Here is a 22,495-nt window from a genome sequence, read left to right on the forward strand (position 1 = left end):
AGTGAAGATGTATTGAGTGTCGCACGACACACGGTCGGATGTCTAGAACGTTCCAGTAGAGTTGTGGGAGAGCGTCGAAGGAGGTATCTCGTGGTCAAGCGCCCCACCTTGGCGGATGTCGCCGCGGAAGCGGGGGTTTCGCGTGCGCTGGTTTCGATCGTGATCCGCGGTGTTCCCGGTGCGAGCGACGCGACACGTGAGCGGGTCCTCGCTGCCGCCGCGCAGCTTGGCTATCGTCCGGACGCCCGGGCCCGGCTCTTGCGCAGTTCCCGCAGCCGGCTGCTGGGCGTTGTCTTCGACGTCGACGGCCCGTTCCACACGGAGATCCTCGAGGCCCTGTATCCGGCAGCAGCTGCCCTCGGATACGACATCACCCTCAGCGCCCGGGGGCATCGACGCTCGGAGGGCGAGGCCATCCGCTCGCTCCTGGACCTGGGAGTGGAGGCGCTCCTGGTCCTCGGCCCGGCGTCCCCCTCCGACGCGCTTGCCGCCCAGCCGGCACCCGTCGTGTCGGTGCTCGAACCGCACACTGACCCGCGCCTCTCAAGCGCGGCTACGGATGAGGCAGCCGGAATCGCCTTGGCAGTCAAGCATTTGCGCGGTCTCGGGCATTCCCGGATTGCCCACGTCGACGGCGGCACGGCCGCGGGTTCCGAGGCGCGCAGGCTCGCCTACGAACAACTCATGGCCGAAGACGGCGCCCAACCGCTCGTTATTCCAGGCGGGCCGAACGAGACGGACGGAATGAAAGCTGCCCGGGAATTGCTCGCCCTCCGGGTCGGGCGCCCTGCGAACGAGTTGCCCACCGCCGTCGTGGTTTTCAACGACGACGCGGCGTTGGGGTTCCTTCACGAGCTCGACGCCGCCGGGACGGCTGTTCCGTCCGAGCTCTCTGTGGTGGGTTATGACGATTCCCGGCTGGCGGCTCTCGCGCACGTCCAGCTCACGAGCGTCCGGCAAGAGCCGGACGCGATCGCGGCCGCCGCCGTCGAAGCCGCCGCCGCCGCACTCGAAGGCCGGCGCACCCACACCCTCGTTCCGCCGTCGCTGGCAGTGAGGTCAAGTACCGCGCCGTTGGCTGCCGTCGCCCGCTGAACCCGGCCGGGAGCCAATGCTGCCCTTTGGACAGCGGGCGCGGCTTTTGCGAAGATGACAGAACCGGTTGGTTCGAACAGCACCCGGAGTCGAAAAATCCAGGATCGAGAGGATGAGCATGCGCCCTGCATATGACGGCGATGCCATGGTTGGCGAGGTGGCCGCTTTGGCCTGCTTTGCAGCTCCCCTCGCGTCGGCCATCCTTTTCCGCAGTTCGGACTCTTAACCCGCGCTGCCCCACGCAAGAAGCACATCAAGGGGTTCCTTTATTGTGCCCGGATCGCCAGACGCCCGCGTATCCCTTCGCCAGCTCCAACGATTCGAAAGAACTTCGCCGTGCAGAAAATTACCGCCCAACATATCCGTTCGTCCTTCATCAACGCGAGCCGCTCGGAGGCTGCCAAGCTCAACCTCCCCAAGGACTTTGATGCCCTCGACTGGGAAAACCTCGAGTTCCTCGGCTGGCGCGACGAAAAGATGCCGCTGCGGGGTTATCTTGTGGTTCCGCAAGACGGTGCCCTCACGGGAATCATGCTTCGCGCACCCGAAGGGGGCTCCGGAAAGAAGCGATCAGTCTTGTGCGAACTTTGCCGCGATGTGTTTTCCAAAGATGACGTCTATCTCTGGGTAGCCAAGCGCGCCGGCCAATCGGGCCGCGACGGCAACACCGTGGGGACACTGATCTGCGCGGATTTCGGCTGTTGCACCAACGTGCGCAAAGAGCCTCCGGTCAATGACATCAATCCGGACCCGGCCGCCGTCGTGATCCGCCAAGTCGCCGGACTTCAGTCCCGCACGGCCCAATTCCTGTCACGGGTCCAGGGGAAGTAGGCGCGGAGCTAGCGGAGGACGATGTCCACCGGGTTGGCTTCGGACCGCCATTCGCCGGGCACACCGGGACCGCCGATGACGGGCGCAGTGAGCACGCCGGATCGGTTGGTTCGTTTGTCGCGCAGGATTTCGGTGACGGAACCAAGGTGCCGGGACAAGTCGATCACGTTCTCCGGTGCCGCCAACAGCAATTGGAAGCCGAATTCATGCAGCGCCTTGATGCCCGCGCCGGCGAACTCTTCCGACGCCAGGACGAATGCCTCATCCATCATCACGGTCCCGTAGCTCGTGAAGCCTTGTTCCGCGATGCCCAGCTGGTAGCTCAGCGCCGCGGCCATGATGAACGCGGTGAAACGCTGCCGCTCGCCACCGGACATCGAGCCGGTGTCGGCGTGCATGTAGACCTCGGTCTTGGTTCCCCCGCGCGGGCCCTGGATGGAGCGGTGCTCCTTGCACTGGATGAACAGGTGGCCTCGCACGTCCAGGACCTCCGCACGCCAGCGCCGGTCCTCCGGCGTTTGCGATCCGAGCCTCTTGACCAGGGTTTCGAGCGACTTGTAGCGGTTGGTGAGTTCGACGTCGTCGTCCCCTTCGCCCGTCGAAGCCGCACCGGCCGCCCGGGATGGCCGCGTATGGCGCGCCTTCAAGGCGTTATGAATGGCGTCCTTGAACTGCTTGGCCGTTGCGGGGAGTGTCTGCTTGATGTCGAGTTCCAGGAAGCTGCCCTCATGGAAATTGACCTCGGACAAGATCCCGTTGAGCGGCAGGATGCGGCTGGTGATGGCACGCCGTTCCTCGTCCAGCAAATGCAACAGCGTGCTGAATGATTCGTGCGTGCGCTGGTTGAAGAATTGCCGGAATTCGGCTTCCTGGGCCGGCAGCCCCTCGCTCACGATCTGGTGGTAGCGCGATTCGAATTCGTCCGCGGCGCCGATCGACGTCCCGTGGTCTGCTGAGATCGCCGTTCCCCATTCGCGGACGAAACCTTCGAAGACGCGCGTCAACCGTTCGGCCAGCGCCTGCCCGCGGGATTCGGCCGCGTGCAACTCCGCGAACAGCTTGCTCCGGACCTCCGCGGCTAGGCTGTCGAGTTCGTGCAGTTCCGATACTTCACCGAACGCGCTGAAGTACGGTTCCAGCGCGGTGACGGTAGCGCCCGACGGCGGAGCCTGATCCAGGCGGGTGCGTGCGGAATCGAGGAGCGCGTCAGCCGTGGTCATCTGCTGGTCGAGCGTCTTGTATTCGCTCTGCAGAACGGCCGCCGATCCTGTGGAGGACTGGTGCTTTTCGCGAACGGCCTCGATGTTTGCCCGCAAGGGTTCGAGATCCGCTTGTGCTGCCAATGCATCCTTGAGGCGCTGCTCGATCTTCGCGAGTTCGTCAGCGGCCACCGCAGCGGAAACCTGGTCCCAACCGCGCTCGTCTTCGGCGATGCGGCGAAGCGCCTCAAGTTGGCGGGTCATGCCCTGGTGCGAATCTTCGCGGCTCTGGGCCAGTTGGGCGGCCTTCTCCAGCTCGTTTTCGAGTTCGCCGACCTTCGCGGCGACGAGTTCCAGCTTGAAGGCGTTGTCGAAACCGAGGACATAGTCCTGGCGGCTCGTGAAGCGGTCGTCCTTCTCCACGGTGTGCCTGTTGCGCTTGACAACGCCGCCCAGGCTCAAGCCCTTGTCCAGCCTCGCGAGCTCGTCCGGATCCTCGACGCACGGGTAGGCGAAATCGAGGGCGATCCGCTCACGGACCCACTCCCCGGCATCGGCATTGATCCCGGCGGTGAGGATGTTCAACTTCGTCAGCAAATCGCCGTCGGACACGTCCTCCACAGCGAGCGCACCGCCCGCTAACGGTTTCGACACGTCGATCGCCCGCAGCGCTCCGCGCACCGTGTTGTCGTTCAAGTAGCGCGTGACGGCTGCGAAGTGCTCTCCCGGGACAAGCAGGGTGGTGGCGAGGTTCCGCAACGCCCGCTCGGCGGCGGGCCGCCACTGCTCCTCCCCCTCGGTGAGGTCGATCAACTCACCGCCGAAGGGCATGCGCTCTTCCGGAACACCCGTGGCGGCCGCGATCGCGGCCCGGTTTTCAATGCTCGACGGCGGCAGAAGGGACTTGCGCGTCCGCAACGAGACGAGCTCCTGCTGGGCTGCGGCGAGCTCCCGCTTCTTGGTGGCGTGGGCATCGAATGCTTCGAAGCGAAGTTCCCTCAGCGCTTCCGAGTCGTCCTTGAGCTCGTCCGAGCGGTTCGCGGCTTGTTCGTGGGCTTGCTCCCAACCTTCCGCCGTCCACTCGAGGGTGAGTCCGGCGTCGAGCAATGCCTGGCGCGCAGCTTCCTCAACTTGCTGGCGGAGTTTGAGCCCCACGCGCGCGTTATCGAGCGATTGTTCGATCGCGGAGATCGCGTTGCCGCCCTGGTTGTTGTACTCCGATTCAAGTTGGCGCAATTCCTTGGCCAAGGCGTCCCGGACTGCGCGCTCGGCACCCAGTTCCTTGGCCTTTTGCTGCGCAAGTTCCTTGAACCGGGTCAAGGTCTTAGCATGCACCGTCACGGAAAGCTGTTGCTTGTAGGCGTCGAATTCCTCGCCGCTGAGCTCGCGGAGCCGGTTCGCCTCGAGCAAGGACTGGGCATACTCCTTGTTCATCCCGGGAACCGGAGCGAGCTGGTCGCGCTGCTGGCGGACGTCCTCGAGCCGCTGCCTGATGGACATCAGGTTGCTGAACTCCTCCACAACATCATCTGCTGCGGCCAACGTCGCGGGGGCGTCCAATACCTGGTCGCGGAAGAACGTGTTGACGCTGCCGCCGAGTCCCTTGCCCGCCTGGATCACCCGGAGGAGCGGGAGCGCCTGGTCCGAGTTGATGCCCAGGAGCCGGCGGAACCGTTCCGCGAACGCCTTGTGGACATCGAACACCTGGGCGTCCGGGAAAATCGTTTCCAACGCCCCCTTGGTGAAGCGCTTCTCGGCGATGCCTTCAATCGCGCCCAGGTCCAAGGGCTTGTTGTCGATCAGGTAGAAGCGGCCGACGCTGGACTCCGTGCCGTTCTTGGGAAGGTCGAACAGGGCCGAAATCGTCACCTTGGTGCCGGCGGCGTTGTCGAACGTGAGCGCGACGGCGGACCACGTGGCCCCAGGGCGCTGGAAGGCACTTGCCGATCCTTCGCCGACGGCCTTGTCGCCGACCTTTCCACGCATATACGTGAACGTGGTCCTCTTGTCCTCCACAGCCCCGCCCGCTCGTTGCGCCGCAGCTTCGTTGGAACGCGGCCGCGCATCGAACACGCGGAGCATGGCATCGAACAGGGTCGACTTGCCTACGCCCGAATTACCCGTCAGCAGCGTGCCGTTCCGATCCACATGCATTGTGTGGGCGCCGTGGAACGTACCCCAGTTCACAACTTGGACCAAGACCAGGCGCATCTGGCCGGGATTGGTGAGTTCACCGATAGGCAACATGGTTGCGATGGTCACTTGGCTGCCTCCGTCTCGGTTGCGTTCTTCGTGGTTGCGTCAGTTGTGGTCGCCTTTGCCTCCGCAGCCGATGCCGCCCCCGCCCCTTCGCCGGACGGCACTGCTGCAAGCAGCAGGCCGTCCGGCTCCGATAGGCCCGATGCCACTCCCTGGGCGGCATCGGCTGCTGCGGCGGGGGTGTCGTCGCCAAAGGCGTCATCCACGTCGGAGGCAGCGTCGTCGGAGTTGGCGTCGCCGTCGTCGTCTGTTTCTGTTAGTTCGATGAGGGGTTCCGTGCCTGATTCGTCGGCTGTTACGGCGATCAGCGCCTCGATTTGGGCTGGGATGTCGCCGATGTTTTCGAACGGAAGGGCTAGAGGGAGAGCCTTCGAAATGGCGAAAGTGTCCTCGATCCCAGTGGCGAGGAGCAGTTGGCGGGCAAGGAGCTTGGTGACCGTGCGGTTGACGACGTCGGCATCGCGCAAGGCGTCTTGTTGGCCGGACGGCTGGTAATGCGCCACGAGTTCGGCGATTTCCTCGCGGGTGATCACGGGATCCGTCTGGGCGGTGACGTGTCGGTCGAGGAGGAGCCGCAGGCGGAGCAGCACGATGGTCTCCACCCTGCTCAAGGAGCGCTGCTGGCGCAGGATGCTTGAGCGGGCGCTGCCGCCGATCGCCTCCGGATCCACCGGCCGCAACACCGCGATCTTCCGTTCGTGGTCCAACTGCAGGTTCAGGAACAGCTCGGAAAGCCGGCTGCGGAGGATGACCTGGTTGTCCAGGAGTGTGGTCCAGAGTTTCTCGTCGCGGCCGCCGTCGACATATGGACCCTTTAGCAGTCTCACGAGGGCTTGACGGACCTTCATGGGCAGGACACCCGTGTCGCCAGGGAAGAGCGCCGCGCCATCAACGAACGTGTCGCGGGGCGTGACGCGGAACGGATCACTATGGACATGCGCATCGTGGGACGCGTCAGAAGGAGCATGCTCCGTGGGGTGGGGGGCGTCAGTCATCGGAATCCTTAGCATCACTTGAAGTCAGCGTCACAAGAGGCAGGTACGCGGTGCGGGAACTTCCATCGATTTGTTCGAAGTCGAGGTCTTCCCACGTAGCGCGATCGAAGGCCGCTCCGCTGTGCAGCGCCTCGGACAGTAGGGCCCGGACCGTATTGATGTGGCGTTCCTCCTCGGGCAGGTTTGCCCAGGCCCCCGCCAAAGTGGCCGCACCAGCCATGGCCGAGCGGACGACGTCGGGCTTTGCCTTCGCCGAACGCAGCGAACGCACACGGTCCGAATCGCTGAACGCGATGGGATCGGCGAGCTTGGGCGGTGCCGCGAACTCGTCCGGGTCGAAAAGCTTGACCATGGCCAGTGATTCGAATCCCGCATTGAAAAGGACCGGTCCCCGCACAAGGCCGGGCCGGTCGCGTTCATACGGCATGGACCGGATGGCCTGTTCGGCTTCGCGCAGGACCTGCCGGAGCCTGACCGACTGGCGGATGTCGTCGCTCTGGATGTAGTTGTTGAGGCTTTCGGACAACTTGCCGTAGATGCGCTGGATCTGGCTGTGTTGCGCCCGGAGTTCCGCCACGAGGTTCTTGAGTGTTTCCCTGTCCTCTTGGCTGAGTTCGTCGGCGAACTGGCGGCTCAACACGTCGCCGATCGCCGAGCGGAAGCGCAATTGCTGCTGCGGATCCTCGAGGAACGCCGCGAATGACCGGAAGGTACGGCCTTCCGGGCTCTGGCGCAGGCGCTTGTCAGCCTCCAGGACTTGAGCCATGGTGGCGCCCTTGCTGAGTGATTCTTCGATGATCTGGTTGCGCAGTTCGCCAACCAGTTCCTCGATGCGGTCACGCATCTTCTTGTAATCGGCAGGCAAGCTCGCGGCGAGGTCGAGGATGTTCCCCGCGGCTTCGACTGCTTCCTCGTCATCCAAAAAGCCGTCGAAATCGCCGGACGTGATGTCCTCGATCAATTGTTGGCGTTCCTGGATTTCGTCTTCGAGCGATTCGAGGCGGGCGCTTTGGTCCGGATTGGTCTCGTTGGCGAGCTTTTCGACGTCGCCCAGCAGCGTTCCGAGCCGGGAACCGTTGAGGGTGGAGCGTTCGCTGGAGAGGCTGTCCAGGAAGGCCAGCACGCGCGCGGCCGCCTCGGTGATTTCATAGACGATCTGGCCGGACTGGCTGCGGCGTGTCAGGAATTGCTTGCGCGTCCACTCGTCGGCGAACGCCTTGCCGCTTGCCTGCCCGCCGAGCGACGGATCCTGCTTCCGGAGCTGCTCAAGGAAGGCGTCGACGTCGGCGTGGAACTCTTCGAGCGGAAGCTGCGGTTTCGTCCGGGTAAAGGACGCCTGCAGCACCGCGATGACCCATGGCGCCGATCGAGTAAGCGCCCAGGCCGGGCCTTTGGTCAGGAGTTCGAGGTCCCTAAGGCGTGCGTTAATGGCATCGGCGGAGGACATCGCTGAGCGGGACACTTACTCTCCTTCAGCTGCCGCAGAACTTTCTTGGCAGCGGAAATCCCGAAAACTGCCCCGTACAAGGTTACGGCAGGCCGCACCGCAACCCTTCCGTGACCTACCTGCGGGTATGGTTTCGATCCCATATCAACGGCCGCCACGCCCGTGTTGCGGGTGGTTGAAGTGGTGACGCCGCCCGTAGTGTCATCTCACCGACGCCACCATCCGGCGTCGATCTTTGGCAGCGTTGCGGAGGGGACCCAATGCAGTTGGATCTGACGAACTTGGACATCAACACCTATGTGTTCGTAGGAACCTTGGTGTTTGGCCTGATTATTGCGGCATTTATCACCGTGGCGGCCATGGCCGTTCTGGCGATGGTGGGTGCCGGAAGCCTGGCATGGTACACCGTGAAGACCGTGTTGGGCGGGCTGGTCAACGGGATCAACTTCGCATGGGACCAGTTGGTGCACCACGCCGGAAAAGTGGAACTGCCCGGCGAGTTCCCGACCCAGGCGGCCCCTAGCACAGGAACCTACCCGCGAGTAGCATTGAGGGACAGCTGAAGGGTCCACCACCCGAGGCGGACCCAGGGCCCGAACCGGCACAACCGGTAAGAGGAGCCTTCCCATGACATCTGCCACAGAGAACAAGAACAGCGGCGCCACCGCGGCGGAAGCCCGCGCCGTCGCCGAAGCGGCCCGCGAAACAGAATGGACCCGGCCGAGCTTCGCGAAAGGCCTTTACCTCGGCAATTTTGATCTTGGACTCATTCATCCCTGGCCCCAGGCCAGGGATGCTGATGTTGAGCGTGGCGAGGCCTTCATGGCGAAACTGCGGGAGTTCTGCACCACTATGTCCGGCCGGGTCATCGAGCGCGAGGCCCGGATTCCGGACGAATACCTTGCCTCTTTGGCCGAACTGGGCGTTTTCGGCATGAAGATCCCGCGGGAATACGGCGGCTTGGGGCTATCGCTCGTCTATTACGGCCGTGCCTTGGCGCTACTGGGGTCGGTCCACCCGAGCCTCGGCGCCTTGATCTCGGCGCACCAATCGATCGGCGTCCCGGAACCGGTCAAGGTCTTCGGCACGCCGGAACAGAAACAGGAATACCTGCCCCGTTGCGCCCGCGGCGCCATTACCGCGTTCCTGCTGACGGAGCCCGACGTCGGAAGCGACCCCGCGCGGATGGGCTGCACTGCGACGCCCAGTGACGACGGCGAATCCTACCTTTTGGACGGCGTGAAACTTTGGACCACCAACGGTGTGATCGCCGAACTGGTGGTGGTCATGGCGGTTGTCCCCGCCCACGCGAACCCCGACGGAACCCAGGAAAAGGGTGGAATTACAGCGTTCGTGGTGGAGATGGACTCACCCGGCATAACCGTGGAGAACCGCAACGCCTTCATGGGCCTGCGCGGAATCGAGAATGGAGTCACGCGCTTCCACCAGGTCCGGGTTCCGGCGGCCAACCGGCTCGGCCGCGAAGGCCAAGGCCTCAAGATCGCGCTCACCACGCTCAACACGGGCCGTCTTTCCATTCCCGGACTATGCGTCGCGGCCGGCAAATGGTCGCTGAAGATCGCCCGCGAATGGTCGAACGCCCGGACCCAATGGGGGCGGCCGGTCGGGAAGCACGAAGCAGTCGCGAAGAAGATCGCCTTTATCGCCGCCACGACGTTCGCACTTGAGGCGGTGTTCGAGCTTTCCGCCGAAATGGCCGACGCCGGGCAAAAGGACGTGAGGATCGAGGCCGCCCTGGCAAAGCTTTGGTCCACGGAGCTGAGCTGCCTGGTGGCGGACGAACTCGTCCAGATCCGTGGCGGGCGCGGCTTCGAGACAGCCGAATCCTTGGAAGCCCGCGGCGAACGCGCCGTAGCGGCCGAACAATTACTGCGGGACTTGCGCATCAACCGGATCTTCGAGGGGTCGTCCGAAATCATGCGGCTGCTCATCGCCCGCGAAGCCGTCGACGCCCACCTCGCGGCAGCAGGCGAACTCGCCTCCGTGGACGCGACGCTGCAGGAGAAGGCGCGTGCCGCCGTCGGGGCCTCAGGCTTCTACGCGAAATGGCTGCCGAAGCTGGTTGCGGGAGCCGGCCTGGATCCGCGGTCCTACAGCGAGTTCGGGCGGCTCGCGAAGCAATTGCGGTACGTCGAACGGGCGTCGAGGAAGCTCGCGCGCCAGACGTTTTACGGTATGGGCCGCTGGCAAGGAAAGCTCGAGTACAAGCAGGCGTTCCTGGGCAGGATCGTGGATATCGGTGCCGAGCTCTTCGCCATGGCAGCGTGCTGCTCGCGGGCCGAGATGCTCCTGCGGACAGCCCCGGAACAAGGCGCAGCCGCCTACGAACTCGCCGAAGCGTATTGCGAACAGGCCCGCCTGCGGGTTGACGACTACTTCGAGAAGCTATGGCGGAACACCGACGACGCCGACCGCGAGTTGTCCGCGAATGTCCTGGCCGGGGACTACGCGTGGCTCGAGGCCGGGGTGCTCGACCAATCGGAAGGAACCGGTCCGTGGATTGCCGACGCTTCCCCGGGGGCTTCTTCGAAAGAAAGCGTCCACCGGAAATACCGATAATTTGTCGGGCTAGCTGACATCGCCGTCGAGGTAATACCAGCGGCGGTCAATTCGCAGGAAACGGCTAATTTCGCGCTGCACTCCGCGTTCGCCGTCGGAACGGAAATGCGCCGCGAATTCGACCGTTCCTTCCGCGTCCAAGGGGCCGCCGCGTTGGGTTGCCAGAATGTCCAAACGCCGCCATTCAATTCCGGGGTCCGCGTCCAGCGTGGCGGGGCGCGTGTCCGGGTGCCACGTTCGCAGGAGGTAGTCGGCGTCGAGGACGACGAAGGCCGAATAACGGGAGCGCATCAACTGCTCGGCAGTGGGTGCCTCGGCCTCGCCGCGATGGAAACGTCCGCAGCATTCCGAGTATTGTTCGCCGGACAGGCAAGGGCAGGAACCGTTACGGAGACGGTCGGGATCGAGTGGCATACGGCCCTCTCCGGAGACGACAAATGAGACGTGGCTAACAAATTTTGTCACACCAGATAACAGCTTTGAAACAACCTCGGCGGGAGGGTGGCTCGCGGCTGATTCGTCCACGTTTCGACCGTAGGCTAGTACATGCCCGCGGACCATCGGTCGCGGCCCACCCTACAACTCCGGCTCAGGGAGGCTACGTGGAGGATCCAGCAACGCTAGGCCTCAATCTGACGTTTTTCGGTACGCTCGGGCTGGCCTTGATCATGTTCATCGGCTTGGCCATCCTGGTGGCCATCACCCTGGTCCTGGCCGGCATCGCGAAGCTGGTTTCGGTCATCCTCCTTGCCATGCTGGGCGTGTACCCGAAACGCGAAACCGACTCCATCGTGCACCTTCCTCCGAGGCCGCGGCGCAAGCCGGCCCGGCAGCAAGGGTTGGACGACTGGTTGCCGGAGGCAGGCTACGCCGAGTCCGCAGCTCCCCCTCCCGTGAAACAGCGTCCGGGCTTCTTCGCGACCGCGAAAGCTGTGTATTCAGCTGGCTGGGCTTCCATACGGAACGTCCCCTGGAAGTCGGTAGTTGATCCGCGGACATGGCCCAAGCCCGCCGAGATCGGCGCCGGCCTCGCATCCACGGCAACATCGGTCGCCGCGAGCCAGGCCAAAGAGCATCCCCTGGTGGTCGCCGTGAAGGATCCTCACGTCTTGAACAGCAAGTGGGCCGCCGCCGTCGCCGAAGCCGACGCACGGGCGGCCGCGCGTGCCGGGGATGCCGTCGTCGAACACCCCGCTGCCTCCCGGCCAGGGGCCCCGAACCCTTCCGACTCCCCAAACCCATCAGACCGGCTTCCGCGGGATGTCCGCGAGCACGCTGCGGCTGGCCCGCACGGGAGCGCCCTGGCGTCCGGAAAGCAAGCCGCGGGCATCGGCGGCCGTCCCCGCCCGTAGCGGGAGGCCGACGTCGGGACCCCGGTCAGGCGACCGGCGGCACCGCAGTTAGGCGGCGAGCTGCCTGAATCCCGCTCCGTGGTAGATGAGCGGCTCGGCGTCGTGGTTAATCTCGGTTGCCTTCACTTCGAGGACCACAATCGAATGGTCCCCGGCCGGGGTTTCGGAAACCACTTCGCATTCCAGCGCGAGCGCCGCGCCCTCGATCAGCACCGCACCGGCGTCGCTCGTCGAAGTGGCAAGGCCGGCGAAGCGGTCCTGCGACCGCGAAGAGAGCTGGAGGCACACGTCCTCCTGGCCCTGGGCCAGGATGGAGACCCCCAGCCGCTGGGCGCGCCGCAGCTTGGGCCAGGTAGAGGAGGAATTCCGCACCGCGAACATGACCAACGGCGGCTCCAGCGAGACGCCTACCGTGAAGCTCGATGCGACGAGCGCTTCCGGCACGAAACCCACCATGGCGCTGAAGGCCGCGACGCCTGAGGGAAATTGCGCGAATGCCTGCTTGATCGAAGCGGCTCCATCCACCGTTGCCTGGGTCATGGCGGTTTCCTTTCTCTGTAGATTCGTGCTGCCTTTCTACTAATTCACCCCCTGCGCGCTAGGGCAATATTTGTGTATTCGCGTGTCGATGGATGTCAATTCATAATTCGTCATTCGTACTTTTCATTACTCCGCAATACGAAAAGCGAAGAATTTGTACGCTTTTCCGGTGCCATGGCGGCGATATGTGTAGCGTCGTGTCAATCCATTGCACATCCTTGATTCACCACGAAGGAAGCCGGAGATGAGCCTGAGCGAGCTTCGAACCCTGGGACGCACAGGCGCCCTGATCAGCCCCTTGACCCTGGGCACGTTGAACTTCGGTACAGGTTCGGCGCCGTCCGGCGCCGAGGACAGTGTCCGAATTGTCCACGCGGCGCTCGACGCCGGCATCACGAGCATCGACACCGCGGATATCTATTCGCAAGGAGAAGCCGAGGCCATTGTCGGCCAGGCCCTGCACGGCCGCCGCGACGAGGTTTTCCTGTCCACCAAGTTCCACGGGCAAATGGGACCGAATCCCGCCCACGCGGGAAATTCCAGGCGATGGATCATGAAAGCCGTGGAAGGCAGCCTGCAGCGTTTGCAGACGGACAGGATCGACCTCTACCAAGCGCACCGCCCGGACTACAACACCGACGTGTTGGAAACCATCACGGCGCTCAACGACCTCATCCGCCAAGGCAAGATCCTGTACTACGGAACGTCGGTGTTCACGCCGTCGCAACTCGTGGAGGCGCAATGGATCGCCACCACCAACCACCTCATACCCCCGGTGGTCGATCAGGTGCCGTATTCGCTCCTGGTCCGCGCGAATGAGCGCGACGTCTTCGCGATCACGCAGCAGTACAACCTCGGCGTGCTGAGTTACGGACCGCTCGACGGCGGCTGGCTCGCCGGGAACTACCGCGTCGGGGCTCCGCAACCCGCGAGCTCGCGCGCTTCAGCCGTTCCCGGGCGGTTCGACGTTTCAGCCCCGTACAACAGGGACAAGCTCCTCGCCGCCGAGGCCCTCGCCCGCCTGGCCGAACGGCACGGACTCACACTCATCCAGTTGGCGGTGGGCTTCGCCCTGAACCACCCTTCGGTCAGCAGCGTGATCATCGGCCCGCGCACCGAGGAACACCTGGTCGATTACCTCAAGGCCGCCGACGTGGTCCTTGAGGACGCCGTCCTGGACGCCATCGACGAGATCGTCGCCCCCGGCACCAACTTCCTGGAACGTGACGCGGGAACCGTTGTGCCGCACCTTGAGTTCGCGGAGCTTCGACGGCGGTAAGGCGCGGCTCCGAACGCCCGCTCCGGCAGCCGCCGTCGGACTATACTCGTTCGCAATCATGACTAGCCTCCCGTCTGCCCCCAGTACCGTCCGCATCGACGCTTGGTTGTGGGCCATCCGGGCCTACAAGACACGCTCGGCCGCCACCACCGCCTGCCGGGCCGGACATGTCCGGATCAACGGAAACCCCGTCAAGGCTTCGCAAACGGTGATCATCGGCGACACCGTCCGGGTGCGGCAACCCGGCTTCGAGCGCATCCTCGAGGTGCGCCGACTGATCGCCAAAAGGGTGGGGGCCGAGGCAGCGTCCCATTGCTTCACGGACCACACACCCGAACGGCCCGCAGCCCCGGCGCTCGGCCTTCCCCAGCGCGACCGTGGCGCCGGCCGGCCCACGAAGAAAGACCGGCGCGAGATGGACAGGCTCAGGAGGCAGTAGCCGCACACCGGCCGCGCCATCCCGCCGAACCGGCAACGCACCGTCGTCGGACGCTTTCGGCTCGGTCCCAAAAGAGCGCGAGCGGAGCGCAATCGGACAGCGTAAAGTGGCAAGGGACGCCGATTCTGGACGCCGCGCTGCCGAAGGAGAGAACGTGACCATCGACTGGGACGAAAAAAGAGCCCTGCTTCAAGAGCCCAATATCGCTGCCGTAACGCAGCTCTGCGACGAACTCATGGCCAGGAAACCTGGCTCCACGGTGCCGTACATCGATCCGGTACATGACGAAGACGAATGCCGGATCATCACCCTCCAGACCAGTCCGGTCCGCGGTGCCGAGTCCGGATTCGTCTCGCACCTGAACGAAGACGACGCCGCCCGCCGCATCCAACTCATCTACGACTCCGCCGAGTTGGACGCCCGCTACGTCATGCCGTGGAACTCCTACCCGTGGGTGCGGGACTCCGGATCGCCCACAGCGTTGAGCGCACAGGAAAAGACGGACGGACTGCGCCCGTTCCGCCAATTCCTCAAGATCAACTCGCGGGTGTCCGCGGTCGTCGCGCACGGGGCGGACGCCGCAGCCTTCCTGGCACTCTACGAGAAGACCTACCATTCGGCGCTCAAGCAACACGGAATCAAGGTCTACAAGGCGAGCGCGCTAGGTGGCCGGGCATTCGCCCTCTCTGAGGCGAAACAGCAGGAACTCCTGGAAAAGAACATCGAGACATACCGGGATGCCATGCAAAGGGCAGGGATCCAACACCTGTAGCCGTGCGAATCGCCGTGATGTGCTGTGAATCCGGTGTTTTGCGGCGGCCTACCACCTAATCAGGGCCTTTTCGCCACTCATTTTCGCATTTTCACCACTCAATGGACTTTTTTGGTCCTAGCGTCGAGAACTGTGTGAGCCTCATCCGTTTGGGTCTCGCGCACGTCCACGATATCTGGCCTGCGGTACTGGTTCCCGGCCCCGAACAAAGAGCGTTTCGTGTCGCGAGTGACTCCCTGACAGCGCCAAAAGGGGCGCGTGGGATTCAATGATGGCAAGCGCTAAGAGTGAGGAGCCCAGGAGTGTTCGAGGAGGAAGCCCGCCGGGCACTGGAGTACGCGCGCCGTGGGACCAGTGTGCGGATTGTGGGAGGGCCGGGAAGCGGCCGTTCTACGGTTTTGCAATCGGTCATCGGCGACTTTGAGAAGACGGGCGTTGAGGTCTTCAGCTTGGCCGGTGCACTGCTCCTGCAGGACACGCCGTTCGCCGGGATCGGGGCCCTGGGCCTGGACGCCCGTGTGCGGCTCAGCGGACCGATGGCCGTCGCCGATGTCCTGGCCGAACGCCTGGCGCGAATCGGCGCCAAGGCGATTGTGGTAGACGATATCGACCTGCTGGACAAGGAATCCGCCGCTGTAATCGACATCGTCCAGCGACGCACCCAACGGCCGCTCGTGATGACCATGGGGGACAAGCCGCTGTACTCGCGCACCTCGGTCTTCACGCCCGCCCGGTGGCCGGAAGCGAAGATTCGCCTCAGTCCCCTGCGGTACGACCAAGTGAACAAACTACTGGCCCAGACGCTGGGGGCTCCTCCGGACGTAGACCTGACGAGTCTGATCCTCATGAAGTCAGCTGGAAATCCGCGCCTCGTGGTCCGGATCGCCCAAAGCGCGAAACTCAGCAAGCGGCTTGTCCTTCGCGAAGGCCAGTGGAGCATCGGCAAGCACTCACTGTGGAACGAATACCTGCAGAGCACCATCGAGGCACTGCTCCATGGGCTCAGCGCGGACGAACTTACCGCACTGCATACCTTGGCCGCGGTGGGCGCGAGGCCGGCGGCCTCCCTGGCTCCGACGATCGAAGCGGACGTCCTCGATGAGTTGGAACGCCGCGGCCTGGTGGCCGCCGCGGAAGATGCGGACAACGTCATCTGGGTGGATATCAGCCCGCCAGTCATCGGCGACTACTTTCGCGACCACCACACAGTTTCCTCCCGCAAGATGCTGGGAAACCGCATAGCGCAGGAACTCGAATCCAGTGCGTCGCACGCCATCACCGATTTTCCCGGGCCGGTGGCCACGCTGCTCAACGAGCTCCGGACGGAGGCAGGAGCTGGAACGGCCGCAACCCGGCATTTCCAAGAGCAACTGCGGATCCTCGAGCAAACAACCTACGGGCTGTGGGAGCGCGAGAGGAACATGTCCAACGCAGCGGCCTTCCTGCGGTTCTACTGGGGCGGACCGATCGATCCCGTACGCATCGAATACATCTTCAACAACACCGAAACGGCCGATGCCAATCCAGCCGACCACTTCTTCTTCACCATGACCCGGGCGCTGTGGGGGATCTTCCGGGGCGCGGAAGTAGTGGACGTGACGGGCATCCTCAAGGAAGTAGGAGACGCCGAGCCGGAATGGAAGGCCGAGGCCGAGGCCTTCGCGATCTACCTCCAAGCATCTTTCGACCGCATTCCGGCGGACTTCGACGACGCGTGGGAGCAGCTCGACAGCAAACATCCGGAAAGCGGTGTCCTCCCCGTGATCCGCGGCATCGTGGAACTCTACCGCTTCGACCCCCAGGCCGCGCTTGAGGCCCTCGATTCGGCCGAAGGCTTCGAAATATCAGCCAGCATGGCCCCCTTCGTCCACGGCTTGGCGCTCCATATCGCCGGACGTTCCGACGAAGCCCTGGTCTACAGCCTCACCCAGAGAACCGAAGCCCGGAGCAGCCTGAACCAATTCGGCTTCGTCGCCATCAGCTACGTCGCAGCATTGGCACTCGTTCAAAGGGGCCTCATGCGCGAGGCCGACTGGGTGATGAGCAGCGTCTTCGCCCTCGGCAGGCCGGGCTTCCTTGTGAGCAACCTTCACGATGCCATGCTCCGGCTTGCCGGCCTTCGCTCATTGTCCGATTCAGGCAAGGACATCCCGTCGCTTGGCGTGCAATCCCGCAGGGACGTTGCGGACATAGGTCCGCTGCCGGGAACGGGCAAGGCGGTCTACGACCTCGTGTCGCGCAAATACATCAACCCGGGGATGTTCGATGAAGCGGCTGCTCGCGTTATTTCGGAGCAATTGGACCGCGGTTTCATCACCGAAGCCGTATATGCCTCATTGTTCATGCTTTCGCTCTACCCCGGTCCACGAACGTTGGAAAAGACCAAGAGGTTCTTTCGGAAGAACGGCGTAACGTCACACGGACAGTTCTTGGCCCTGGCTTCAGCAGTCCTGAAAGCGGACTACCCCCTCCTTGAGGAACTCCTCGAGCATTACGAGCGGGACAGCGACCTGATCTTGATCGGCAATCTGCTCCACGGCGCAGCCAAACGCCAATCACTCGAGCCCGATCCGTGTCCGGTCGCGCCGTTCCAGGACCTCGCAGCTTCATTTAATGCCCGCTTCCCCTTACGCGCCGAGTATCCGTTCCTTGACACCGGGGAGGGCCTGCCCCAGCACTTGTCCGCGCGGGAGATCGAGATCGCCGTACTCGCCGGCAGCCACAGCAACGCTGAAATCGCCAGCCGCCTGGGGATCAGCACGCGGACCGTGGAAAACCACATCTCGAGATCCCTCAAGAAAACCGGAACAACCACCCGGGCAGCCCTCCACGAACTCGTGAGGCGTCCGGGGAAGTGAGCGCGTCTTCGCCGGGGCCCGGCCAGACGTGAGCGCGCATCGGCCGGGCCCGGGCGGGGAACGACCCCTAGCCTGTAGGAGCTGGCGGGAGGGTTTGCCTGTTCCGGATTCTCGATGCGCCGAATTCGAGCGGCAAGGGACTGATCTCCCAGGGTCCGCGTTCCCGGTCCATTGGCCTGCCGATGGCTACGTGTGGCAACCATCGCGGCGAGCGGAAGCCGAGAGCGGGGGAACTGAGGATGAAGTCGTCGATGTTGTCCACCAGCAGGTCGTCCAGGAGTTCGTGCAATGCCTGGATCAGCGAGACCTGGTATTCAAACACGTGCTGCGGTACGTCCACGTCCAAGCCGGACACGCCGCCGCCACCCAGTGCGATCAACCTTTGGGAGCTTCCCGAAAACGCCTCGAGGATGGGCAATTCGTCAAGCCATGAAGCCACCCTCCGGAGGACCAACTCCGACCCGGTGACATCCTTGGTCCACCTGGCCACATCTTGGGATAGCTCTTCCGCGACCCCCAGGTGCAACAACGTCATGTGCAAGCCCCGCGGGTTCCGCAGAGCGCCGACGTACCGTCCCAGATCCTCGTAGTCCGCCAGCCCGGCTCCGACCTGAAGGAGTGGCACCTCTACCGTGACAGGCGGAGGTCCAAAGATGCGGGGATCCTGACGAACACGCCGACCATTGGCCATGGATGCAATTATGCTCCGGGATTGGCGGCCCGCGGAGTCACGGATTGACCAAGTGTCTCTACTAGATATCCTTCAGTATCTGAGGCAAGAACCCCATCTGGTCCAGGCGCCATGTAAGCAATGGCGCAGGATTTTCGCCACGGGATTCATAACAATTAAGACTATCTCGCGTTTAACCCCGCAAAATCAACGATTCTTCCTGCACGAGAGAGGGTGTGAATTAAGCAGGCCCGGTGCAGGACTTAATCGGGGCGAGTCGTGGGCTTCCACGACTCGCGGCCGTGGCCGGACGAAGTGTCGCGCCCCCGAAACCACCCACATTGACACCACCCTGTGACCCGTGCCATATTTTTAACCGTGAACCTGTCAGACAGCCGGACAGCCGGACAGGCTGCCAATGGACGGGCCGCCATCGGACAACCAACCATCAGCCAGAAAGCAGAGGTTGGCAAAGGCCCCGCCACAAGCGGCGCCGTCCCCCGGCCGGCCAAGCGCGTGCCCAGTCCGCGCGTGCCCAGCCCCCGCCCCCTCGCCCGCTTCAGCGCCGCAGAGGCCGTCTTCAGTGCGATCCGCCAGGACATTGAGGGCGGAACCATCGAGGTCGGCTCCAAGCTCAGTTCGGAAGCCGCCCTGGCCGCACATTATGGCGTCAGCCGTTCCGTGATCCGCGAAGCGCTCCGCTCCTGCAATGCGCTCGGCCTGACGGTCACGAAAACCGGCAAGGGCACGTTCGTGGTCGCAAACCGCGTAGCCAACGATCTCTCCCTCGGCCAATACTCGGCGCGGGACCTCAACGAGGCCCGGCCCCACATCGAAATACCTGCGGCCGGCCTCGCGGCAAGGCGTCGCAGCCCCGAAGATCTCGAACACCTTACCGAACTTGTTTCCACCATGCTTGGCGAATCGGATCCCGAAGCCTGGGTTGCCCTCGATGCCAGCTTCCATTCCGCCATTGCCCGCGCTAGCGGCAACAAGGTCTTCGAAAGCGTCGTCGCGGACATCCGCGAGGCGCTGTCCCACCAATCCGAAACCCTGAACATGGTGGCCGACCGCCAGCATGTTTCAGATGACGAGCACCTTCGCATTGTCGAAGCCATCGCGTCGGGCGACTCCACGGCCGCCGAAGCAGCGATGGCAGACCATCTCAGCGCAGTAAGCGTTGCGCTGGACGCCATCCTCAGCAAATGATCCACCAACTGAAGGAAGCCATGCCCACCCCGCATGCAACGCACACCACAGCGCCCGAAAACACCGTAACAAGCCCGCGCCATGTCCCCCTGGCCGAGCAGACCCGCGACGGCTTGGTCGAGAGCATCCACTACGGCTCCCTGATCGCGGTGGGCCCGGACGGCGAAACCCTGCTCGAAGCGGGCGAGCCCGACGCCGCGTTCTACCCCCGGTCCTCCCTCAAGCCGTTGCAGGCAGTCGCGATGGTACGCGCCGGGCTCGAGCTTCCGGATGACCTTTTGGCCCTCGCCGCGGCCAGCCACTCGGGTGCCGCGATGCATCTCGAAGGCGCCGTCCGCATCCTTGAGATGCATGGCCTGGACGAAGCAGCACTGGAAAACAGCACGGACCTCCCCTATGGAGTCAGCGAACGCGAGGAATGGCTGCGTGCCGGCGGAAAGGCTACGCAGCTTGCCCAGAACTGCTCGGGCAAGCACGCCGCGATGGCCGCCACGTGCGTGATCAACGGCTGGCCTGTGGAGGGCTACTTGCACCCTGAGCACCCTCTCCAGGTCCTCGTGAAGGAAACCATCACTGAGCTGACCGGGGAGGACGCCGCCGCGGTGAGCACTGACGGTTGCGGAACGCCGCTCTTCGCGCACAGCCTCCACGGCATGGCGCGTGCGTACGGCCGGATCGCGTCGGCGGCGAAGGAAACCACCGAGGGCCGGGTTGCCCACGCGATGCGCTCGTACCCTACGATGGTGGCCGGCGAGGGCCGGGACGTCACCGCGATCATGCGCACCTTCCCGGGCTTGCTCGCGAAGGACGGCTTCGAAGGCCTCCAGCTCATCGGCCTGCAGGATGGCACGGGTGTGGCGGTCAAGATTTCCGACGGCGGCGACCGCGCCCGCATGCCGGTCACCGTTCGTGTCCTTGAGTCGCTAGGGCTCGACGGCGGCAGGCTCGCCGAGCTTGCGAGCCCGCCTGTGTTGGGCGGCGGCCACCCGGTGGGCGAACTGCGGGCAACGAACTTCCTCGAATCCAACTGAGAACGTCGTCGAAGAAGACGAGAACCAGAAGACTAAGGACGGTACATGACAACCGCGGTACACACAGCTACTGACGTCGAGCAGGCACGGCTGTTCCGCTCGGAACACGATCTCCTCGGCGATCGGGATGTCCCGGCGGACGCCTATTGGGGAGTCCACACGCTCCGGGCCATCGAGAACTTCCCCATTACGGGCCAGCCGCTGGCCACCAACGCCCACCTCGTGACCGGCCTCGCGGCAGTGAAACTCGCAGCCGCGCGGACCAACCGGGAGCTTGGACTGCTGGACGACGAGCGGGCCAAAGCGATCGAGCAGGCGTGCCAGGACATCCTGGACGGCAAGCTGCACGAACAGTTCATGGTGGACGTCATCCAGGGTGGAGCCGGCACCAGCTCCAACATGAACGCGAACGAGGTGATCGCAAACCGGGCCCTCGAAATCCTGGGACACCCCAAGGGCGATTATGCGAGGCTGCACCCGAACGACCACGTCAACTTGAGCCAGTCCACCAACGACGTCTATCCGACGGCGGTCAACCTCGCCACGATCTTCTCGGTGCAAGGCCTTCTGGAAGCACTCCAGGAACTCGAAGTGGCCTTCGCCGACAAAGGCGAGGAATTCCGCACAGTGGTCAAAATGGGCCGCACGCAATTGCAGGACGCGGTGCCGATGACCCTCGGCCAGGAGTTCGGCGGTTACGCCGTCACGATCGGCGAGGACCGGGCCCGCCTGGCCGAGTCCCAGCTCCTGATCCACGAAATAAACCTCGGCGCCACGGCGATCGGCACGGGCCTCAACGCGCCCGCTGGCTACGCCGAGGCAGCCTGCCGGCACTTGGCCAAGATTACGGGCCTGCCTTTGGTCACCGCCGTCGACCTCATTGAGGCGACCCAGGACGTGGGCGCGTTCGTGCACCTCTCCGGCGTGCTCAAGCGCGTCGCCGTCAAGCTTTCCAAGATTTGCAACGACCTCCGCTTGCTGTCCTCCGGACCGCGGGCGGGACTGGGCGAAATCAACCTCCCGGCTGTGCAGTCGGGATCGTCCATCATGCCAGGCAAGATCAACCCGGTGATCCCTGAAGTTGTCAGCCAGGTGGCCTACGAGGTCATCGGCAACGACGTCACCGTCACCATGGCGGCCGAAGCCGGACAGCTCCAGCTCAACGCCTTCGAACCGATCATCGTCCACAGCCTCCACAAGAGCATCTCCCATTTGGAAGCCGCGTGCCGCACACTCACGTCACGCTGCATCCGCGGCATCACCGCGAACACCGAACGGCTGCGCCTCACGGTCGAGCAGTCGATCGGACTCGTCACTGCCCTCAACCCACACATCGGCTACGCCTCCGCCACGGCCATCGCCCAGGAAGCGCTGGCGACCGGACGCGGCGTCGCCGAACTTGTCCTCGAACACGGGTTGCTGACTGCCGAGCAGCTCGACGAGCTCCTCCGACCCGAACGATTGGCGAACCTCAGCAAGTAAGCCGGGCAGAGCACCCGTACGACGACGGCGGCACTCACCTGCCGCCGTCGGACCCGGACCGGATAGCAACCGGCGGACAGCAGCAGCCGGACGGCGAGATCCGGACACCCCAACAGGACACCCCTAAGGATTCCTTATGAGCAATGCACCCATTACGGACCACACGGTCCCAAAGCAAGCGCACGCCACCGAAAACCTCCTCCACGCGGAAGACACGGGCTACCACAAGAGCCTGAAGCCCCGGCAGATCCAGATGATCGCGATCGGCGGTGCGATCGGCACCGGCCTGTTCCTGGGAGCAGGCGGCCGCCTGAACGCCGCCGGACCTTCCCTGGTCATCGCGTACGCCGTCTGCGGCTTCTTCGCCTTCCTGATCCTGCGCGCCCTCGGCGAGCTGGTGCTGCACCGCCCGTCCTCGGGATCCTTCGTCTCCTACGCCCGTGAGTTCTACGGCGAG

Annotated in this window: 17 protein-coding genes and 2 pseudogenes; 13 read left to right on the forward strand and 6 right to left on the reverse strand. The window is 64.1% G+C overall.

Going from position 1 to position 22,495, the window contains the following annotated elements; translation table 11 throughout:
• The first annotated feature begins 90 nt into the window (after positions 1-90).
• Together E1809_RS22595 and E1809_RS22600 are read left to right on the forward strand one after the other, a co-directional pair.
• Complete coding sequence (locus E1809_RS22595; protein WP_133206493.1) at positions 91-1,095, forward strand: LacI family DNA-binding transcriptional regulator; 1,005 nt, start codon at positions 91-93, stop codon at positions 1,093-1,095.
• Between the two features lie 336 nt (positions 1,096-1,431).
• Positions 1,432-1,926 (forward strand): FBP domain-containing protein, encoded by a 495-nt coding sequence (locus E1809_RS22600; protein ID WP_133206494.1) that lies wholly within the window; start codon positions 1,432-1,434, stop codon positions 1,924-1,926.
• 8 nt (positions 1,927-1,934) lie between these two features.
• On the opposite strand, the gene E1809_RS22605 is transcribed toward E1809_RS22600, so the two are convergent.
• The 3 genes and pseudogenes from E1809_RS22605 to E1809_RS22615 form a co-directional block, all read right to left on the reverse strand.
• Positions 1,935-5,387 carry an ATP-binding protein gene (locus E1809_RS22605; protein ID WP_133206495.1) on the reverse strand — a complete coding sequence of 1,151 codons (3,453 nt, stop codon included), beginning with the start codon at positions 5,385-5,387 and terminating at the stop codon, positions 1,935-1,937.
• A gap of 155 nt (positions 5,388-5,542) precedes the next feature.
• A pseudogene (locus tag E1809_RS22610) lies at positions 5,543-6,379 on the reverse strand (DUF4194 domain-containing protein); the annotation flags it as partial.
• A complete protein-coding gene (locus E1809_RS22615; RefSeq protein WP_133206497.1) occupies positions 6,372-7,841 on the reverse strand; it encodes a DUF3375 family protein in 1,470 nt (489 codons plus the stop codon). The pseudogene E1809_RS22610 and the gene E1809_RS22615, both read right to left, overlap by 8 nt.
• 245 nt (positions 7,842-8,086) lie before the next feature.
• Here E1809_RS22615 and E1809_RS22620 point away from each other — a divergent pair, with 245 nt between their 5' ends.
• Both E1809_RS22620 and E1809_RS22625 read left to right on the forward strand, forming a co-directional pair.
• Positions 8,087-8,389 carry a hypothetical protein gene (locus tag E1809_RS22620; RefSeq protein WP_133206498.1) on the forward strand — a complete coding sequence of 101 codons (303 nt, stop codon included), beginning with the start codon at positions 8,087-8,089 and terminating at the stop codon, positions 8,387-8,389.
• Positions 8,390-8,453: 64 nt separating this feature from the next.
• Positions 8,454-10,406, forward strand: coding sequence for an acyl-CoA dehydrogenase family protein (locus tag E1809_RS22625; protein WP_133206499.1), 1,953 nt, complete (start codon positions 8,454-8,456; stop codon positions 10,404-10,406).
• 9 nt (positions 10,407-10,415) lie between these two features.
• On the opposite strand, the gene E1809_RS22630 is transcribed toward E1809_RS22625, so the two are convergent.
• The gene (locus E1809_RS22630; RefSeq protein ID WP_133206500.1) at positions 10,416-10,820 is read right to left on the reverse strand and encodes a YchJ family protein; all 405 of its coding nucleotides are present in this window, start codon (positions 10,818-10,820) and stop codon (positions 10,416-10,418) included.
• A gap of 188 nt (positions 10,821-11,008) precedes the next feature.
• Between E1809_RS22630 and E1809_RS22635 the strand changes: the two genes are divergently transcribed.
• Positions 11,009-11,758 carry a hypothetical protein gene (locus tag E1809_RS22635; protein ID WP_133206501.1) on the forward strand — a complete coding sequence of 250 codons (750 nt, stop codon included), beginning with the start codon at positions 11,009-11,011 and terminating at the stop codon, positions 11,756-11,758.
• 48 nt (positions 11,759-11,806) lie between these two features.
• Here the strand turns inward: E1809_RS22635 and E1809_RS22640 are convergent, their stop codons facing one another.
• Positions 11,807-12,298, reverse strand: coding sequence for a flavin reductase family protein (locus E1809_RS22640; RefSeq protein WP_133206502.1), 492 nt, complete (start codon positions 12,296-12,298; stop codon positions 11,807-11,809).
• Between the two features lie 244 nt (positions 12,299-12,542).
• Between E1809_RS22640 and E1809_RS22645 the strand changes: the two genes are divergently transcribed.
• From E1809_RS22645 to E1809_RS22660, 4 genes are all read left to right on the forward strand, one after another.
• The gene (locus tag E1809_RS22645; RefSeq protein ID WP_133206503.1) at positions 12,543-13,577 is read left to right on the forward strand and encodes an aldo/keto reductase; all 1,035 of its coding nucleotides are present in this window, start codon (positions 12,543-12,545) and stop codon (positions 13,575-13,577) included.
• Between the two features lie 58 nt (positions 13,578-13,635).
• Positions 13,636-14,016, forward strand: coding sequence for an RNA-binding S4 domain-containing protein (locus tag E1809_RS22650; protein ID WP_133206504.1), 381 nt, complete (start codon positions 13,636-13,638; stop codon positions 14,014-14,016).
• Between the two features lie 154 nt (positions 14,017-14,170).
• The gene (locus E1809_RS22655; protein WP_133206505.1) at positions 14,171-14,788 is read left to right on the forward strand and encodes a uracil-DNA glycosylase family protein; all 618 of its coding nucleotides are present in this window, start codon (positions 14,171-14,173) and stop codon (positions 14,786-14,788) included.
• A 302-nt stretch (positions 14,789-15,090) separates the two neighbouring features.
• The gene (locus tag E1809_RS22660) at positions 15,091-17,646 is read left to right on the forward strand and encodes a LuxR C-terminal-related transcriptional regulator (RefSeq protein WP_165962459.1); all 2,556 of its coding nucleotides are present in this window, start codon (positions 15,091-15,093) and stop codon (positions 17,644-17,646) included.
• 67 nt (positions 17,647-17,713) lie between these two features.
• Here E1809_RS22660 and E1809_RS22665 read toward each other — a convergent pair whose 3' ends face one another.
• The gene (locus E1809_RS22665) at positions 17,714-18,271 is read right to left on the reverse strand and encodes a hypothetical protein (protein WP_235835734.1); all 558 of its coding nucleotides are present in this window, start codon (positions 18,269-18,271) and stop codon (positions 17,714-17,716) included.
• A gap of 423 nt (positions 18,272-18,694) precedes the next feature.
• Here E1809_RS22665 and E1809_RS22675 point away from each other — a divergent pair, with 423 nt between their 5' ends.
• The 4 genes and pseudogenes from E1809_RS22675 to E1809_RS22690 form a co-directional block, all read left to right on the forward strand.
• Positions 18,695-19,525 carry a FadR/GntR family transcriptional regulator gene (locus tag E1809_RS22675; protein WP_235835735.1) on the forward strand — a complete coding sequence of 277 codons (831 nt, stop codon included), beginning with the start codon at positions 18,695-18,697 and terminating at the stop codon, positions 19,523-19,525.
• A 20-nt stretch (positions 19,526-19,545) separates the two neighbouring features.
• The gene (locus E1809_RS22680; protein ID WP_133206513.1) at positions 19,546-20,556 is read left to right on the forward strand and encodes an asparaginase; all 1,011 of its coding nucleotides are present in this window, start codon (positions 19,546-19,548) and stop codon (positions 20,554-20,556) included.
• 45 nt (positions 20,557-20,601) lie between these two features.
• The gene (gene aspA, locus E1809_RS22685) at positions 20,602-22,038 is read left to right on the forward strand and encodes an aspartate ammonia-lyase (protein WP_133206506.1); all 1,437 of its coding nucleotides are present in this window, start codon (positions 20,602-20,604) and stop codon (positions 22,036-22,038) included.
• Between the two features lie 136 nt (positions 22,039-22,174).
• Positions 22,175-22,495, forward strand: a pseudogene (locus E1809_RS22690) (amino acid permease); the annotation flags it as partial.

It is taken from the genome of Arthrobacter terricola, assembly GCF_004354015.1.
Lineage (GTDB): Bacteria > Actinomycetota > Actinomycetes > Actinomycetales > Micrococcaceae > Arthrobacter > Arthrobacter terricola.

Coding starts and splice junctions, on each gene's coding strand:
- E1809_RS22620 (WP_133206498.1), top strand. CDS start 8,087: ATGCAGTTGGATCTGACGAACTTGGACATCAACACCTATGTGTTCGTA.
- E1809_RS22625 (WP_133206499.1), top strand. CDS start 8,454: ATGACATCTGCCACAGAGAACAAGAACAGCGGCGCCACCGCGGCGGAA.
- E1809_RS22630 (WP_133206500.1), bottom strand. CDS start 10,820: ATGCCACTCGATCCCGACCGTCTCCGTAACGGTTCCTGCCCTTGCCTG.
- E1809_RS22640 (WP_133206502.1), bottom strand. CDS start 12,298: ATGACCCAGGCAACGGTGGATGGAGCCGCTTCGATCAAGCAGGCATTC.
- E1809_RS22645 (WP_133206503.1), top strand. CDS start 12,543: ATGAGCCTGAGCGAGCTTCGAACCCTGGGACGCACAGGCGCCCTGATC.
- E1809_RS22650 (WP_133206504.1), top strand. CDS start 13,636: ATGACTAGCCTCCCGTCTGCCCCCAGTACCGTCCGCATCGACGCTTGG.
- E1809_RS22680 (WP_133206513.1), top strand. CDS start 19,546: ATGCCCACCCCGCATGCAACGCACACCACAGCGCCCGAAAACACCGTA.
- aspA (WP_133206506.1), top strand. CDS start 20,602: ATGACAACCGCGGTACACACAGCTACTGACGTCGAGCAGGCACGGCTG.